Here is a 17,134-nt window from a genome sequence, read left to right on the forward strand (position 1 = left end):
GGTCGACGGGGACCGGCGCCGCGACCGCGGCTTCGACCTCGGTCTCAAGCGTCGGAATGAGGCCCAGCTTTTCCTTGATCTTCTTTTCGACCTCGTTGGCCAGGTCGGGGTTGTCCCGCATGAAGGAGCGGGCGTTCTCCTTGCCCTGACCGAGCTGGTCGCCGTCATAGGTGTACCAGGCACCGGACTTGCGAATGATGCCGTGCTCGACACCCATATCGATAAGGGAGCCCTCACGGCTGATTCCACCGCCGTACACGATGTCGAACTCCGCCGTACGGAAAGGCGGGGCAACCTTGTTCTTCACGACCTTCACCCGGGTGCGGTTACCCACCGCCTCGGCACCGTCCTTGAGAGTTTCGATCCGGCGGACGTCCAGCCGCACCGAGGCGTAGAATTTCAGCGCCTTTCCACCGGTCGTCGTCTCCGGCGAGCCGAACATGACCCCGATCTTCTCCCGCAGCTGGTTGATGAAGATGGCGGTGGTGCCGGAGTTCGCCAGCGCCCCCGTCATCTTGCGCAGCGCCTGCGACATCAGCCGGGCCTGCAGCCCGACATGACTGTCGCCCATCTCGCCTTCGATCTCGGCGCGCGGCACGAGCGCGGCCACCGAGTCGATGACGATGATGTCCAGCGCGCCGGAGCGGACCAGCATGTCCGCGATCTCCAGGGCCTGCTCACCGGTGTCGGGCTGGGAGACGAGCAGCGCCTCCGTGTCCACCCCGAGCTTCCCGGCGTACTCCGGATCGAGCGCGTGCTCGGCGTCGATGAACGCCGCGATGCCCCCCATCGCCTGCGCGTTGGCCACCGCGTGCAGGGCGACCGTCGTCTTTCCCGAGGACTCCGGGCCGTACACCTCGATGACACGCCCGCGAGGGAGCCCGCCGATGCCCAGCGCTACGTCCAGCGCGATGGACCCGGTGGGGATGACCTGGATCGACGGCCGGGTCTCGTCCCCCAACCGCATGACAGATCCCTTGCCGAACGCCTTGTCGATCTGTGCGAGGGCGTTCTCCAACGCCTTCTCACGGTCAAGTCCTGCCACCATCGGAGTAACTCCATGCTGAGGTCGTCGATTCTTGGCCACGGGACTGACGCTAGGCCCTGGGTCCGACAGTTTCGAGGGCCGGGACTGATCTGTGGACAAGTTGGCGCATGGGGACAACATACCCGAACAGGAGTTCGATAGCGGAACGACACGCCGCCGGGGACCCCCTCAGCGCTCCCGGGCGGGCACGTCGAACTCCTCGCACACAGCCCGCCACACGACCCGGGCGTCATCCCCGCGAGCCAGCGCGGACTCCACCGTGGCGCCGAGACCGGTCAGCACATGATCGCGGGCGAATGACTCCGCGTAGCTCGATCCGAACTGTGTGTTCATTCTTGCCCAGAACTCGGTCAGCCGCACCCGTCCAGTGTGCACCGTGGCGCACCGAACGTCGGGACGGGGCGTCGCCGACGTTCGACTCGGCCGACGAAAACTGTCGGAGCCCCGTCGCAGACTGGACGGCATGCTGGATGACATGGCCGCCGACCCGCTCGCGCCGTTCTCCGCACCGACGCGGGCGTGGTTCCAGGCCGCCTTCGCCGCGCCGACCCCGGCCCAGCGCGGCGCTTGGGAGGCCATCCGCGGCGGCGGTAACACGCTCGTCGTCGCACCGACCGGCTCCGGGAAGACACTCGCGGCCTTCCTGTGGTCGCTGGACGCGATCACCCGCGCGCAGGCACCGCCGGAGCGGACCCGGCGCTGCCGGGTGCTCTACATCAGCCCGTTGAAGGCGCTCGCCGTCGACGTGCAGCGCAACCTGCGCGCCCCACTCGCCGGGATGCGGGCGGCGGCGCAGCGTCTGGGTCTGCCCCAACCCGAGGTGGACGTCGCCATTCGCTCGGGCGACACCCCGGCCACCGAACGACGCGGTTTTCTCACCCGTCCGCCCGACGTGCTCATCACGACGCCCGAGTCGCTGTTCCTGATCCTCACCAGCGCCGCCCGCGAGTCGCTGCGCGGGGTGCGCACGGTGATCGTCGACGAGGTTCACGCGGTGGCCGGCACCAAACGCGGTGCGCATCTGGCGGTGAACCTGGAGCGGCTCGACGCGCTGCTCGACGAACCAGCGCAGCGGGTCGGCCTGTCGGCGACGGTCCGCCCGATCGACGAGGTCGCCCGGTACCTCGGTGGGAGTGCGCCGGTGGGCGTCGTGCGCCCACCGGCGGCGAAGACCCTCGAGATCGAGGTCGTTGTCCCGGTGGAGGACATGACGAACCTCGGTGGGCCAGCCGCCGAGGTCGACGCCGGCGGCTCCGCCGCGGCGGGGCCCACCCGGGCGTCCATCTGGCCGGCGGTCGAGGAGCGGGTCCTTGACCTGGTCCTGGCGCACGCGTCGACGATCGTGTTCGTGAACTCCCGGCGCCTGGCGGAACGGCTGTGCGCCAGACTCAACGAGCGCTACGCGGATCGGTTGGCGGCGGCGGGCCCCGTTCCCGGGCCGCTCGACGCGGATTCCGACGATCCCCTCGGTGGCCCTGCCGCCTTTGGTGACCTTGCCATCCGCGGCGCCGGCCCGCCGGGTGGGCTGCCGGCCGAGGTGATGGGCGCTGCCGGGCTTGCCCGCGTCGACCCGGCCTGGCCAGAGGTGGCCCGTGCCCATCACGGCAGTGTCAGCCGCGAGCAGCGGCAGCTGATCGAGGAGGACCTCAAGGCCGGCCGGCTGCCCGCGGTGGTGGCCACGTCCAGCCTGGAACTCGGCATCGACATGGGCGCGGTCGATCTCGTCGTCCAGATCGGGTCACCGCCGAGCGTCGCCGCCGGCATGCAACGGGTCGGCCGCGCCGGGCATCAGGTCGACGCGCCAAGCATCGGCGTGGTGCTCCCCCGCCACCGTGGTGACCTGCTCGAATGCGCGGTCGTCGCGGAGCGGATGCGGGCCGGGGAGATCGAGCGGCTGCGCTGTCCGCGTAACCCGCTGGACGTGCTCGCCCAGCAGATCGTGGCGATGACGGCGATGGAGGACTGGTCCGTCGACGATCTCGGCGCGCTGGTGCGACGGACGTTCACGTTCGCCTCCCTGCCGGCCTCGGTGCTGGAGGGAGTGTTCGACATGCTGGCCGGGCGCTATCCGTCCGACGACTTCGCGGAACTGCGACCCCGGATCGTCTGGGACCGGACCACCGGCCTGCTGCATGGTCGGCCCGGCGCGCAACGGCTCGCGGTGACCAGCGGCGGCACCATCCCCGATCGCGGCATGTTCGGGGTGTTCCTGGTCGGGGAGAAGAGCAGCCGGGTCGGCGAGCTCGACGAGGAGATGGTCTACGAGTCCCGCGTGGGTGACGTGGTGCTGCTCGGCTCGTCCAGTTGGCGGATCGAGGAGATCACCGCCGATCGGGTGCTGGTCACGCCGGCCCCGGGCCGGCCGGGCCGGCTGCCGTTCTGGCACGGCGACACGCCCGGGCGTCCGGCGGAGCTCGGCCAGGAACTCGGCGTGTTCCTGCGCGAGCTCGGCCAGCTCGACGCCACCGCGGCCGACGCCCGGCTGCGCGCCGCGGGGCTCGACGCCTGGGCCGCCGAGAACCTGCTGCGTTACCTCGACGAACAGCGTGCCGTCGCCGGCCATCTCAGCGATGACCGCACGATCGTGGTCGAACGTTTCCGCGACGAACTCGGTGACTGGCGACTCGCCGTGCACTCGCCGTTCGGCGCGCCGGTGAACGCGCCGTGGGCGCTCGCGCTCGGCGCCCGGCTGCGCGAGCGGTACGGCACCGAGGTGCAGATCATGCACACCGACGACGGCATCGTCGCGCGCATCCCGGACGGTGCGCAGGAACCCGGCGCCGAGCTCGCCGTGTTCGACCCCGACGAGATCGACGCGATCGTGCGAGCCGAGATCGGCGGCAGCGCCCTGTTCGCCAGCCGCTTTCGCGAATGCGCAGGTCGGGCGCTGCTGCTGCCGCGGCGCACCCCCGGGCGGCGCACACCGCTGTGGCAACAGCGCCAGCGCAGCGCGCAACTGCTGTCGGTGGCGGCGACGTTCGGTGACTTTCCGATCGTGCTGGAAACGATGCGGGAGTGCCTACAGGACGTGTTCGACACCCCGGCCCTGATCGATCTGATGCGCAGGATCGCGGGCCGCTCGCTGCGGGTCGTCGAGGTGGCGACGCCGACGCCGTCCCCGTTCGCCGGCGCGCTGCTGTTCGGCTATGTCGCCGCGTTCATGTACGACGGGGACGCCCCGCTGGCCGAACGGCGCGCCCAGGTTCTCTCGCTGGACAGTTCGCTGCTCGCCGAACTGCTCGGCGAGGCCGACCTGCGTGAGCTCATCGACCCGGCCGCGCTCGCCCAGGTGGAGGCCGACCTGAGCCGGCGCAGCCCCGAGCGCCACGCCCGCGACGCCGAGGGTGTCGCCGACCTGCTGCGCCTGGTCGGCGATCTGACCCTCGAGGAGGCCGTCACCCGCGGCGCGACGTCACAGTGGCTCGCCGAACTCGAACACGCCCGGCGCGTTCTGCGCGTGCGCATCGCCGGCGAGGAACGCTTCGTCCCGGTCGAGGACGCGGGGCGACTCCGCGACGCGCTCGGGGTCGCCCTGCCGATGGGCGTGCCCGACGCCTTCACCGCACCGGTCGAGGATCCCCTCGGCGATCTGCTGTCCCGCTACGCCCGCACCCACGGGCCGTTCGACGCCACCGAACCCGCCCGCCGTCTGGGCCTGGGCGTCGCCGTTGTCAGCACGGTGCTGGACGCGCTGACCGCCCGCGGCCGGCTGGTGCGCGGCGAGCTGCATCCCGCCCGCGCGGGCGAGCAGTGGTGCGACGCGGAGGTGCTGCGGATGCTGCGGCGGCGCAGCCTCGCCGCGCTGCGACGGGAGATCGAACCGACCCCGGTCCGCGCGCTCGGTGCGTTCCTGCCCGCCTGGCACGGCATCTCCGGGGCAGGGCAGCGGGCCGCCCGCGGTGTCGACGGTGTGCTGCAGGCCATCGAACAGTTGCAGGGTGCGCTCATCCCGGCCAGCGCCTGGGAGCGGCTGGTGCTGCCAGCGCGGGTGCGTGACTACTCTCCGGCCCTGCTCGACGAGCTGTGCTCGGCCGGCGAGGTGCACTGGGCCGGTGCCGGTGGCCTGCCCGGCGGGGATGGCTGGCTCACCCTGGTCACCGCCGACGCCGCGCCGCTGCTGCTGCCCGCACCCGACCCGGACGCCGCGAGCAGCCCGCTGCACCTCGCACTCCTGGACACGCTGAGCGATGGATCGGCGCTGTTCATGCGTGCGCTGTCCGACCGGGTCGGGTCGCTGGACGACGCCGCGCTCACCGAAGCGCTGTGGGATCTGGTCTGGGCTGGTCAGATCACCAATGACACGCTGGCACCGCTGCGCGTGCTGCTCTCCGCCGGCCGCGGGTCCACCGGTGGCGGGGGCGCCGGGCCCGGCGCGGCTCGCGCTCGGCGGGCGCCGGGGCTCCGTCCGGCGCGTTACGGTCGACCGGCGCTGCCGCGACGCACCGGGCCGCCGACCGCGGCCGGTCGATGGTCGGCGCTGCCAGCCCGTGACGACGACCCCACCCGGCGGGCCCACGCCCAGGCCGAGGCGCTGCTCGAACGGCACGGCATCGTCACCCGCGGGGCGGTCACCGCGGAACATCCACCGGGTGACTTCGCCGCGGTCTACCGGGTGCTCAGCGCGTTCGAGGACGCCGGACGGGCGCGGCGTGGGTACTTCGTCGAATCACTCGGCGCCGCGCAGTTCGCCGTGCCCGGCGCGGTCGACCGGCTGCGGGCGATCGCGGCGACCCAGCGCGACGACGCCGACGCCCCTGCCTGGGCACCCGGGCCCGGCCGTCGGGACCCGCAGGGCACCACGTCCGACGGGGTCGTGCTGGCCGCGACCGACCCGGCGAACCCGTTCGGCGCGGCGCTGCCCTGGCCGGACCGGCCGGCCGCCGGGCACCGGCCGGGCCGCAAGGCCGGCGCGCTGGTGGTGCTGGTCGAGGGCCACCTCGTCCTCTACGTCGAACGCGGTGGACGTTCCCTGCTGACCTGGACGACCGACGACCAGCTCACCGACCGGGCCGCCGGCGCGCTGGCCCGGGCGGTCGTCGACGGGGCGCTGGGCGCCCTGCATGTCGAGAAGTCCGATGGGGCTGCCGTCACGGGTAGCCCCATCGGCGTCGCGCTGACCCGGGCCGGATTCGCGCTGACCCCACGCGGGCTGCGTCTGCGCAGGTGAACGAGCCGGCTGTCGTCTCCACCTGGGACCGGCGGGTGCGGGCCCTCACAGTCGGCCTGGTCGCGATCATCACGCTGGTCGCGTTCGAGGCGCTCGCCGTGGTCACGGTCCTGCCCGAGGTCGCCGCCGACCTGCACGGCTTCGCGCTGTACGGCTGGGCCACCAGCGCGTTCTTCCTCGGCACGACGCTCGGCATCGTGCTGGCCGGCGGTGACACCGATCGGGCCGGCCCCGCCCGGCCGTTCACCGTCGGCCTGGTGTGTTTCGTGATCGGGCTGCTGATCGCCGCGATGGCGCCGACGATGCCGGTACTGGTCGCCGCCCGGGCCCTCCAGGGCGTCGGAGGTGGCACGATCCCCGCCGTGGCCTACGCCGCCATCGGCCGGGCCTATCCCAACGAGCTGCATCCTCGGGTCTTCGCCGTGCTGTCCACGGCGTGGGTGGTGCCGGGGCTCGGCGGTCCGGCGCTGTCCAGCCTGATCGCCGAACACCTTGGCTGGCGGTGGGTCTTCGGCGGCCTGCTTCCACTCACCATCGTCTTCGGCCTCATCCCGCTGCGCGCGCTTCGGGCGTTGCCCGCCGTCACCCGGGCAGACGGCGCCGAGGGGCACAGCTTCGCTGTCCCGGGCGGCGGTGGCGGGCTGACGGTGGCGGCGGTACGGGTCACCCTCGGCGCCGGACTGGTGCTCGCCGCGTTGACCAGCCGGTCGCCACTGGGACTGCCGTTGCTGGCGGCGGGACTGGTCTGCGCGGGCGGGCCACTGCGGCGGCTGCTCCCGGCCGGCACGCTGCGGATGCGTCCAGGCGTCCCGGCCGCTGTGGCCAGCAGGGGCTTGCTGACCTGCGCCTTCTTCGGGGCGGACCCGTTCGTACCACTGTCGTTCACCGCGGTGCGCCATGAATCGACCATGGTCGCGGGAATCGCCGTGTCCGGCGCGACCCTGTGCTGGGCCGCCGGGTCCTGGACCCAGGCGCGCCTGGCCGGACGAGTGCAGATGCGCAGCGTCGTCACCGCCGGGCTGGTCCTCGTCGCCGTCGGGACCGGGGGGTTCGCCACGGTGCTGCTCGAGGGGGTGCCGCTGGCCGTCCCGGTCGCCTGTTGGGGCGTGGCCGGCTACGGTATCGGCCTGTCGTACTCGACGATCGTGACGCTGGTCCTCGCGCTGACCCCGCCGCAGCGTCAGGGCGAGGCCAGCATGGCGGTCTCGCTCACCGACAACCTGGGCACGGCGTTCGGCGCGGGGCTCGGCGGCGTGGCGGTGGCCGCGAGTCAGGCCACGGGCGGGGCGCCGACCGCCGGGCTCGCCGCCAGCTTCGCCCTGACCGTGTCACTTGGCCTGGTGGGTGCGCTGCTGGTCGCCCGCAGACTCCCGGAGGACGGACATGCCGGAGGGTGACACCGTGTGGCGGGCAGCGCGGCGGATGGACGCGGCACTCGCCGGCGAGACAGTGCTGCGCAGCGACCTGCGAGTACCAGCGTCTGCCACCGCGGACCTGTCCGGACAGCGGATCAGCGGCGTCACCGCACGCGGCAAACATCTGCTGACCAGGTTCGACGGTGGGCTGAGCCTGCACACGCACTTTCGGATGGAGGGCGGCTGGCACCTCTACCCACCGGAGGCACGGTGGACCGGCGGGCCGGACTGGCAGGTTCGCGTCGTGCTCGTCACCGCGCGACAGATCGCGGTCGGTTACCGGCTGGCCATCGTCGAGCTGCTACCCAGCGACCGTGAACACGAGGCGGTCGGCCATCTGGGACCGGATCTCCTCGGCCCCGACTGGGATCTCGAGGCGGCTCTCACCCGGCTGCGGGCCCGTCCACGGCGCTCCATCGGCGCCGCGTTGCTGGACCAGCGCAACCTGGCGGGTCTGGGAAACATCTGGCGGACCGAAGCCTGTTTCGTCGCTGGCGTCTCGCCATGGACGGCTGTGCAGGACGTACCCGACCTCGCCGGGCTCATCCGCCAAGCCCAGCTGATGATCTCCGCTGGTGCTCGGGGTGGCCATCAGACGACGACCGGGTCCCCACGTGCGGGGCAGGAACACTGGGTCTACGGCCAGGCGGGACGGCCCTGCCGGCGGTGCGCAACCCGCATCCTCGTCGCCGACAGCACGGACGGGGACGACGAAGGGGACGGTCACCTGGCCGATGGCGATGGCGGCGGGCCCGGGCGCGGCCACGGCGAAGGGCGCCGAACCACGTGGTGCCCGCACTGCCAGCCATCTGGTACTCGCTATACGCAACGTGCGCCGATCAGCCCGACGGGGGCGGGACGTGAGCTCCGGGCGAACACGGGTTCCGCAGGGATCAGTTTCGGGAGAAGGAGATCAGGCGGGCCCGGCCACGGGTGAACGCGCCCTCGGCCGCCTTCAGGCTGATTTCAAGATCCGCGGCGGCTTCCCGGGTGCTCATTCCCGCCGCACGCGCCATGATCACCTGACGTTCCCGACCGCGCAACGTGCCGGCTCGAGCCAACAACCAGCGCGCCTCGGCCCGGTCGCAGACCGCGTCGTCCGGCGCCGGCTCCCACGGCTGCAGATACCCACGGACCACGGCCCGCTCGGCCCGCTGCCGGGCCCGGTGATGGTCGACGCACAACCGCAACACGGTGGTCGTCAGGAACTGACCGACCCGACTTGCATCAAGATCACGAAATCCCGCGGCGCGAATGAACGCCTCGTGCACGCAGTCCTCCGCGTCCGCCTTGCTGGGCAGTCGACGGCGGGCGATGTGGATCAGCCGCTCCCGGTGCGGGAGAATCAGCGACCAACGCTGCTCGCTGTAGGGCCGGTCCAGCTCGGCGACGCCTGCGCCGACCACGGAACCGACCGAGGGAATCTCCTCGGTTGGGCATGTCACGGTAAGTCCACCTCTGACCTGCTAGGACCGCGCCACCCCCCAGCGCCCTACGGGCCGATCCGGTACGCGCCAGTACCGGGGACCGCAACGCGCCTTGGTCTTGTGTGCCTGCTGTGTGCCAGACAGCGAGCCTTGGACAAGCCGGACATTACACATCCACTCCTGGGCAGACCAGTGTCGTCCGACCTAACCCGCCCACAGACAAGCACAACACTTACGCACAGTGCGCACGACAGGGGCGGATCTGTTGGCTTTGCAGCGACCTAACGCCACCAAACGGCGATAAAACGCCTCGCGGACCGGCCAGATGGTTGTTCTGCCCCCCCCCCCCCACGACCTATGACGGATTGCCATGTACTACTCTCCGTAATCAATGAACCGGGCGTAAACGTGACGATCTCTCCCCCGTAAGTGCCACCCAGTTGGATAGCTGACACTGTGGGGGACGCCCCGTCCGCCGTACTGGCCCGAGCAGCCCTCAATCGGCCAGCGAACGCAGCGCACGCGCGTACTCGCGCAGCAGTTCGGTGTCGGCGTGCAGGCGCGCCAGATCCGCCGTGGTGGGAGCCGAGCCACCGACCACGTCGACGGCGGCCACCAGCAGATCGTCGAGCCCGGCGGCCGACGCCACCATCGCGGCGGCCAGCTCGTCGCGGGTGCGGACGAGCCCGGCTCGCCGCTGCGGATCGGTCATCGCCCGCATCGCCGTCTCACATGCCACCGTCCGCACCGCCCCGAGCCGCAGGCCGTCCACCACCTCGACCGCGCCGGTCACCGCGCCCCGCAGCAGACCGCCGGACGGGCCGGCCGAGCCGCCCAGCGAGCGGGCGAGTGCGACCAGAGCGCCCAGCGCCGCCTCGCCTCGGCGCAGCGGCGCCGCGGCAGCGGATCCGCGCAGCGCCCACGGGCTCGGCGCGTTCGCGCCCGGCAGACGCAGCGCCGCGTCATCGCGACGCAGCTCCGCGAGTTCCCGACCACCAAGCCCGGCCCGGGCGAGGGCCGCCGCGCCCAGCAGGAGCCACTCCCAGCCACCGAGCACCGCACCCACCGGCGAGAGCGCCGCGAGGGCACTCCATCCCGTCGTGGTCACCGCCACCCACCGCCCCACCCAGCGCCGCCCCCGCACCTCACGGCGCTGGACCCGGCGCAACGAGCGGCGTTCCACCTCCGCACCGACCCAGTCCGGTAACGCGGGCACGGTCGCCGCGGCGGCGGCGTCGAAACGGCGGGTGCGGCTAGGACCGTCCATCGCCGGCTGGCCCCTCCCCCGCCACGGGATCGCCCTTGGTCAGCGACGGCGGCACCGGCGATTCCCCCTCGGCGCCGGCCGTGAGCGCACCACGCAGCTCGGCGAGGCGGGTCTGCGCGCGCGCGTCCAGCGTCGCCCGACGCACCTCGACCATGCGGGCCTCGGTGCCTCGCGAGGCAAGCTCGTGGCGGCCGAGCGCCACCGCGTAGCGATGCTCGACCTTGTCCCGGATCTCGGCGAGGGTCGGTGTGTCACTGGCGGGCGCGAGGGTCGACATCCCCTCCATCACCCGGGTCATCTGCTCCTGCATGGCGGCATGCTCGATCTGGGTCAGCAGCCGGGATCGTTCGGTGAGATGCCGCCGCATCCGCACCTCGTTGTCCTGCACCGCCGTACGGGCCTGGGCCGCGGAGGCCACCGCCTGCCGGTGCAGGTTCCGCAGATCCTCCAGCGACGACTCCGCGGTGAGCAGCTGGCTGGCGAAGGCCTGCGCGGTCTCCTCGTAGCTGGTCGCACCAGCGAGATCACCGGCGGCGCTGGCCCGATCGGCCAGCAGCAACGCCGAACGCGCCGACTCGGTGAGGTTCGTGACCTCATCCGCCTGACGGGCCATCTGCATCTCAAGCTGGCGTTGGTTACCCAGCACCAGGGCGGCCTGCTGGATCAGCACCTCATGCTGACGCCGGGCGTCCTCGATGGCCTGGTCGATCTGGACTCGCGGATCCGCTCGCTCGTCAAACTTCCGGTTCGCTGACGCGGACAGGTAGCGGGCAATCCTGCGAACCACATTCGCCATACATCGATCGTCGCACGAGCCGGCCCGGTCGGCGGCTCCACCGTGGAGGCAATCGAGTCGGCCTCACGTCAGACCGGCGGACTCAGCGCCGTACGACCGCGGCCCGCGCAGATCAGGCAGGGCCGGCACGCCGGAACGAACCCACCGCGTGCGGTCGCGAACACCACGAGCTGCTCGCCGAGCCCGTTACAGCCCTTGCACACCTGGATGGGCCGATGCCCGGGCTCGACGTCCTCCTCCTCGGGTCGTGAGGCGGTGCTCACGTCACCTACTCTCTCTGGCCTTCTCGCCGCAGTGCCTGTAACCGGGGACAGTGGCAGATCCACGGGCCAGCCGCCACTGCGCTACCCCTTCCGGGCCAGCACGCGCCCGGGTCAGACCATGGCCTGGAACATCCAGTGCTGCTGCTCGAGATCACGCACGATGCCAATGATCAGATCCTGAGTGACCGGATCGGGTTGCCCGGTGATGTCCATTCTTGTCCGCATCCTGGTCACGGTCGCGGCGAGGACCTCCGTCACCAGCCGCAGCACCTTCTCATCCGCGACGTAGCCGACCTCGACGCCGGGCAGGTGCGTGCCGCGGGCGACGGTCGCCGACTGGCCGTCCGGATTGATCCCGATCGCCACGGCCCGTTCGGCGACGTCATCGGCGTAGCGTCGGGCCAGCGTGACCACTTCGTCGAGCTGAAGGTGCACGCTGCGAAATGTTCGGCCCGTCACGTTCCAGTGCAGCTGCTTGGCGAACAGGCTCAGGTCGATCAGATCGACCAGAGCGCCCTGCAGCGCCTCGCCGGCAACGATGCCAGCCTCGTCGGACAGTGGGCTTCGGATTGCGCTCATGGCTCGGTGGCCCCCCTCACTCTCAGGCGTTCGCCTGTATACACAGACGTGCCCGGGATCGAGGTGCGTAAGCCGACGGTCAGGCCGCCCGTTCCACCACTGTCGGACGGGCCGGTACTACCACCGTGGCACCGCCCACTGTCGTGCCGACCGCGAGCTCGGCGAGCTCCAGGTCCTCGCTGACCTCACGCAGCAGATCGGCGAGCCGGACCCCGAGTGCCTCGCAGATCGCCGCGAGCAGCTCGGAGCTCGCTTCCTTCTGGCCGCGTTCGACCTCGGACAGGTAGCCCAGCGACACTCGGGCCGCCGACGACACCTCCCGAAGCGTGCGGTGCTGATCCTGACGGCGGCGGCGCAACGCCTCGCCGATCATGCGTCGGAGCAGGACCATCGAGCCTCCTCCTTCGTCCGCGGGATGCGTTCACCGTATACCCACCACCACGGCCCTCGGGCCGTCGTTGATGGGACTGTAACTGTGTAAGCACCTCGGGTCCGGCGATTACTCCCGTGTCTCGTCGAGAGTCCATCACCGAGCGCGTTCAGACTGCCACATCCGACCCCACGGTCAACGTCCGACGGAGCAGATCCAGCGCGGACACGACAGCGAACATCCGTACCCGGGCCCGATCACCGGGCAGCCGCACCAGCCGGGTGATCACACCCCGCGGGCCGGCGAGACCAAGATGCACCGTCCCCGGCGGATGCCCCTGCGCGCTGCCCGGGCCGGCCACTCCGGTCGTCGACAGACCGTAGTCCGCACCCAGCCGGTCGCGGACCCCGGTAGCCATCGCGGCCGCCGTCGCCGCCGACACCGGCCCCTGTGTCGCGAGCACATCGGCATCCACTCCCAGCACCGATGCCTTCACCTGCGTCGCGTAGGACACCACGCCCCCGCGGAACACCGCACTCGAACCCGGCACCTCGGTCAACCGGCCGGCGAGCAGTCCACCGGTGATCGACTCGGCCACCGCGAGCGTCGCCGAGCGCGCGCCGAGCAGGGCAAGGACGACGCCCTCAAGCGTGTCGTCGTCGCTGCCGTACACCCCGTCCCCCAGCGCCGCCCGGGCCGCCGTCTCCACCGGAGCGATCAACGCGTCGGCCTCGGCCCGATCCCGCGCGCGGGCGGTGATCCGGACCCGGGTCTGCCCCTCGCTGGCCAGGAAGGCGATCCGCGGATTGCCGATCGGAGCGAGCCGATCGACCTCCTCGGCCAGCGCCTGGGCCACGGAGGACTCCCACATACCCGCGGTGCGCAGCACGCGGTGCACGACCACCGCCGGCTGGCCGGCCCGGCGAAGCAGATCCGGCAGGACACTCGCGGTGAACATCGCCGTCATCTCGAACGGCACGCCCGGCATCGCGTAGACAACGCCGGCGCCGATCTCCATCCGCACACCGGGCGCGGTCCCCGCGAGGTTCGGCAGCGGCTCCGCACCGACCGGCAGTTCAGCCTGACGGAAGTTCATGCTCGGCAGCGCGTCGCCGCGGCCCTGGCGCTCGTAGCGACGGGCCAACTCGTCGGCGAGGGCCTCCACCCGGCGCACCTCCACTCCACCCGCCGCGGCGGCGGCACCCTCGCGGGTCAGGTCATCCTGGGTGGGTCCGAGGCCACCGGTGATCAGCACGGTGTCCGCGCGGTCCAACGCCGAACGGATCGCGGCGGCGATCGTCTCCACGTCGTCACCGACGACCACCGACCGTTCGAGGGTCACCCCGACATCGGCGAGCTGGCCACCGAGCCAGGCGGCGTTACCGTTGACAATGTCGCCGTAGAGCAGCTCATCGCCGACGGCCAGCAGTTCAGCACGCATCGGCATACCCCTCGCGGTCCGTGGGAGTCTCCCCGTGCGGCTGCCGCGGCAGCCGTTGGGCCGCGGCCTGCCGGCGCAGGGCCAGCGCCCGGTAGACATAGTCGACCCCGGTCGCCACCGCCACGATCACTCCGGCCGCGAGAATCACCGCACGGCTGGTCGCCGCCACCCCCGACAGCGGCAGCACGTACAACCCGATCGCGACGTTGAGCAGCAGGGTCTTCGCCTTGCCACCTCGGCTGGCGGCGATCACTCCGAATCGGATGACCCACAGCCGCAGGAGGGTCACCCCGACCTCCCGCACCAGGATCGCCACTGTGACCACCCAGGGCAGTTCACCGAGCGCGGAAAGTGAGATCAGCGCGGCTCCGGTCAGCGCCTTGTCGGCGATCGGATCGACAAGGATGCCGAAATCGGTCACGAGATGCCAACGGCGGGCGATCAGCCCGTCGATCTGGTCCGTGATCGCGGCCACGGCGTAGGCCGCGAACGCCGCGTACCGCCAGCTGTCGCTGTCCGGACCGGCGAGCAGGAAGGCGACGAAAACCGGCACCAGCACCAGACGTGACACCGTGAGCACATTGGCCACGTTGAGCACCGGAGCGCCGTCGGGAGTGGCTGTCACGTCTCGACGGCCACGACGGCGCCGCGCGGCGCCCGGTCGAGCACCGCCTCGAACTCGGCGATCAGATCCACGCCTTCGGTCGCCACCACCCGCGCCTCCACCAGATCACCGACCCGCACCGGATCCTGTCGCGCTGGACCGGACAGGCGCACGACACACGCCCCGTCGACCTCGGGCTGCTGGTGGCCGGCGCAGCCATGGGCCAGCCCATCCGTGACCTCCTCGACGAGCACCTGGACCCGTTGCCCGAGGCGCCCGGCCGCGCGATCCGCGGTCAACTGCTCGACGAGATCGGTGATCCGCACCCGGCGACGCTCGATCTCCTCGGCCTCGATCTTCCCTGGCAGACCGACCGCTTCGGTACCGTCCTCATCCGAGTAGCCGAACACGCCGACCGCGTCCAGCTCCGCCTCGACGAGAAACTCGGCGAGAACATCCACGTCGGCCTCGGTCTCGCCGGGAAAGCCCACGATGACGTTGGATCGCGCGCCGAGTTCCGGGTTCAACGCACGGCCGCGGCGAAGCAGGTCAAGGAAGTGCTCGGCGCCACCGAAGCGTCGCATGCGGCGCAGCACACCCGGACTCGCGTGCTGAAACGACAGGTCCAGGTACGGCGCCAGACCCGGGGTGGTCAGCAGCACCTCCACCAGCGACGGTCGCAGCTCCGCTGGCTGCAGGTACACCGTTCGCACCCGCACAATGCCCGGCACCGCCGCGAGCCGCGGCAGCAGCCCCTCCAGCGCACGCAGATCACCGAGATCCTTGCCGTAGGACGTCGAGTTCTCGCTGACCAGCACCAGCTCACGCACCCCCTCGCCGGAGAGCCACTCCGCCTCGGCAAGCACATCCTGCGCTGGCCGCGACACATGCGAGCCACGGAACGACGGGATGGCGCAGAACGCGCATCGCCGATCGCATCCGCTGGAGATCTTCAAGGCCGCGACCGGACCTGTCGTCAATCGCCGACGCTCCACGGCCACCTGCGTCACAGCGCCATGCCCGGGCACGTGAACCGCGGCGGCGGATCGATCCACCGGAGTGATCGGCAGCAGACTCCGGCGGTCACGCGGCCGGTGAGCCGGCACCTCGGCCCCCGCCAAGACCGCGTCCAGGTGCTGGCCGATACGCGGGTACGCGTCGAAACCGAGCACCGCATCAGCCTCGGGAAGGCTCGCCGCGAGATCACCGCCATACCGCTCGGCCAGGCATCCGACAGCCACGACCGCTCGCGGTCCGTCGATGCCTTCCTGGCCCCGCAGATCGTCAGCGGCAAGCAGGGCGTCGATCGAATCCTTCTTCGCGGCGTCGACAAAACCGCAGGTGTTCACCAGCACGGCGTCGGCGTCGGCCGCCTCGTCGACCAGCTGCCACCCCTGAGTGGCAAGGCGGGCCGCCAACTCCTCCGAATCCACCTCGTTACGGGCGCAACCGAGCGTGATCAGAGCTACCCGGCGAGATGCACGTGTGGACACAAGGTCAGGCTACCGGGGCAGCGGCGACCGGCGCCGCACCAGCCCGACATGGCCGACAGCGACAACCTCGCCACGCGCTCTCGATTCACCTGATCCTCGGCACCCGACGCCGCCGCGGCGGGACATCTGGCACAGGACTGCATCGATCCGTCCCTCCTTTCGATCATCATCGGTAGGGCCGCGGGATCCGTGCGGCGGTTCCGCGGAACCGCCGCACGGGCTCTCGGGCTCGCACCCTGCACCTGGCACCGGGGTCGGACCTGCCACGTCACGCACCGGTCGATCCGGCAGTGAGCCCCGCCCGGCCCAGCCGGACAGCCCCGCCCCCTCGATCGCTCTTACGTTCGAATACATGACGCCACGCGCGACTGCGGATGTCAAGGCCGCGATGCCCGACCACATCTGCCCAGCTCGCAGGCATGGATCCTCGAATGCGTCCACAGCCGACCAGCCTCCTGAAATCGAAGACGCGTTCGAAAATATTCGCTCACACGGTCGAAAAAGCGGCTCGACTGTGGGAAAGTGGTTCCCGTCAGCGCCTCACACGCTCCTCACCCCTGAACCGGTGATGACCATGACAGCCGCATCTTCATCCCGTCCGAGTTCGCCTCTGCCCTCCCCCGCCCCGGCCGACTTCGACGCGGAGCAGGTTCCGCTGAAGGTGCTGGAGGAGACGATCTGCCGTTGGTCAACGCGCCTGGCGGCCGCCAGCTGCACGTGGCTCCTGACCATCGCCGCCTTCGACCGCAGGCAGGGCTGGTCCGGGGCGGGAATCTCCTCATGTGCCCACTGGCTGGCTCTGCACTGTGGGCTGGAGCTGCGTACCGCGCGCGAGCAGCTCGCCACCGCCCATGCGATGGCGAGGCTTCCCGCCATCCGGGCCGCCCTGGCCTGTGGGGAGCTGTCCTATTCAAAGGTTCGTGCCATCACGCGAGTCGCACGTTCCGAGAACGAAGCGGAGTGGCTTGAGCTCGCCCGGAGCCTGACGGCAGGCCAGTTGGAACAGCGTGTCAGCCGCCGCCGGCAACAGAACGCCGATCCCGCGAAGCTGCGTTCCGCTCGCGCCGTGGCGATACGAACGAACAGCGACGGCTCGGTGCGGCTGGTCGCGACCTTGCCGCCGGACGACGCGGCGATTCTGCTCGCCGCCCTCGATGCGGCGCGATCGAGTCTCGAGGCCGGGCGAAACGACCCCGCTTCGAACGGCGCGCCCGGGGATGGCGAGGTTGCCCATGCACCCCGTGGCCCAATGGCCGTAGGTTAA

General features: G+C 71.2%; 15 protein-coding genes. 4 read left to right on the forward strand and 11 right to left on the reverse strand.

What is annotated here, in order from left to right:
• Together recA and G6R24_RS09465 are read right to left on the reverse strand one after the other, a co-directional pair.
• Positions 1-1,048: recombinase RecA (recA, locus tag G6R24_RS09460; protein ID WP_225438323.1), on the reverse strand; the 1,048-nt coding region annotated here is incomplete at its 3' end.
• Positions 1,049-1,216: 168 nt separating this feature from the next.
• On the reverse strand, positions 1,217-1,408 hold the full coding sequence (locus G6R24_RS09465) for a DUF3046 domain-containing protein (protein WP_163548899.1): 192 nt from the start codon (positions 1,406-1,408) through the stop codon (positions 1,217-1,219).
• 103 nt (positions 1,409-1,511) lie between these two features.
• On the opposite strand from G6R24_RS09465, the gene G6R24_RS09470 reads away from it, so the two are divergent.
• From G6R24_RS09470 to G6R24_RS09480, 3 genes are read left to right on the forward strand one after another with little or no spacing between them, the layout of a single operon-like run.
• Positions 1,512-6,215: an ATP-dependent helicase gene (locus G6R24_RS09470; protein ID WP_217451638.1), complete on the forward strand. Its 4,704-nt coding sequence runs from the start codon at positions 1,512-1,514 to the stop codon at positions 6,213-6,215.
• Positions 6,212-7,612 carry an MFS transporter gene (locus G6R24_RS09475; protein ID WP_175084797.1) on the forward strand — a complete coding sequence of 467 codons (1,401 nt, stop codon included), beginning with the start codon at positions 6,212-6,214 and terminating at the stop codon, positions 7,610-7,612. Before G6R24_RS09470 ends, G6R24_RS09475 begins: the two co-directional genes overlap by 4 nt.
• Positions 7,599-8,567, forward strand: a complete 969-nt coding sequence (locus G6R24_RS09480; protein ID WP_163548888.1) for an Fpg/Nei family DNA glycosylase — start codon at positions 7,599-7,601, stop codon at positions 8,565-8,567. Before G6R24_RS09475 ends, G6R24_RS09480 begins: the two co-directional genes overlap by 14 nt.
• On the opposite strand, the gene G6R24_RS09485 is transcribed toward G6R24_RS09480, so the two are convergent.
• From G6R24_RS09485 to rimO, 9 genes are all read right to left on the reverse strand, one after another.
• On the reverse strand, positions 8,524-9,075 hold the full coding sequence (locus G6R24_RS09485) for an RNA polymerase sigma factor (protein WP_163548889.1): 552 nt from the start codon (positions 9,073-9,075) through the stop codon (positions 8,524-8,526). The two genes, G6R24_RS09480 and G6R24_RS09485, sit on opposite strands and share 44 nt — an antisense overlap.
• Before the next feature lie 478 nt (positions 9,076-9,553).
• On the reverse strand, positions 9,554-10,324 hold the full coding sequence (locus G6R24_RS09490; RefSeq protein ID WP_163548890.1) for a hypothetical protein: 771 nt from the start codon (positions 10,322-10,324) through the stop codon (positions 9,554-9,556).
• Positions 10,311-11,120 carry a PspA/IM30 family protein gene (locus G6R24_RS09495; RefSeq protein ID WP_163548891.1) on the reverse strand — a complete coding sequence of 270 codons (810 nt, stop codon included), beginning with the start codon at positions 11,118-11,120 and terminating at the stop codon, positions 10,311-10,313. The genes G6R24_RS09490 and G6R24_RS09495 overlap by 14 nt, the downstream gene beginning before the upstream one ends.
• A gap of 68 nt (positions 11,121-11,188) precedes the next feature.
• A complete protein-coding gene (locus tag G6R24_RS09500; protein ID WP_163548892.1) occupies positions 11,189-11,383 on the reverse strand; it encodes a hypothetical protein in 195 nt (64 codons plus the stop codon).
• Positions 11,384-11,494: 111 nt separating this feature from the next.
• Positions 11,495-11,962 carry a Dps family protein gene (locus G6R24_RS09505; protein WP_163548893.1) on the reverse strand — a complete coding sequence of 156 codons (468 nt, stop codon included), beginning with the start codon at positions 11,960-11,962 and terminating at the stop codon, positions 11,495-11,497.
• 79 nt (positions 11,963-12,041) lie between these two features.
• Positions 12,042-12,353 (reverse strand): helix-turn-helix domain-containing protein, encoded by a 312-nt coding sequence (locus tag G6R24_RS09510; RefSeq protein ID WP_163548894.1) that lies wholly within the window; start codon positions 12,351-12,353, stop codon positions 12,042-12,044.
• Between the two features lie 148 nt (positions 12,354-12,501).
• Entirely contained in the window at positions 12,502-13,773 is a 1,272-nt protein-coding gene (locus G6R24_RS09515; RefSeq protein ID WP_163548895.1) for a competence/damage-inducible protein A, read from the reverse strand.
• Positions 13,763-14,398 carry a CDP-alcohol phosphatidyltransferase family protein gene (locus tag G6R24_RS09520; protein WP_163548896.1) on the reverse strand — a complete coding sequence of 212 codons (636 nt, stop codon included), beginning with the start codon at positions 14,396-14,398 and terminating at the stop codon, positions 13,763-13,765. The genes G6R24_RS09515 and G6R24_RS09520 overlap by 11 nt, the downstream gene beginning before the upstream one ends.
• Positions 14,395-15,870 (reverse strand): 30S ribosomal protein S12 methylthiotransferase RimO, encoded by a 1,476-nt coding sequence (rimO, locus tag G6R24_RS09525; protein ID WP_163548897.1) that lies wholly within the window; start codon positions 15,868-15,870, stop codon positions 14,395-14,397. Before rimO ends, G6R24_RS09520 begins: the two co-directional genes overlap by 4 nt.
• A gap of 568 nt (positions 15,871-16,438) precedes the next feature.
• Here rimO and G6R24_RS09530 point away from each other — a divergent pair.
• Entirely contained in the window at positions 16,439-17,134 is a 696-nt protein-coding gene (locus G6R24_RS09530; protein WP_225438324.1) for a DUF222 domain-containing protein, read from the forward strand.

The organism is Candidatus Frankia nodulisporulans (assembly GCF_902806475.1).
GTDB lineage: Bacteria > Actinomycetota > Actinomycetes > Frankiales > Frankiaceae > Frankia > Frankia umida.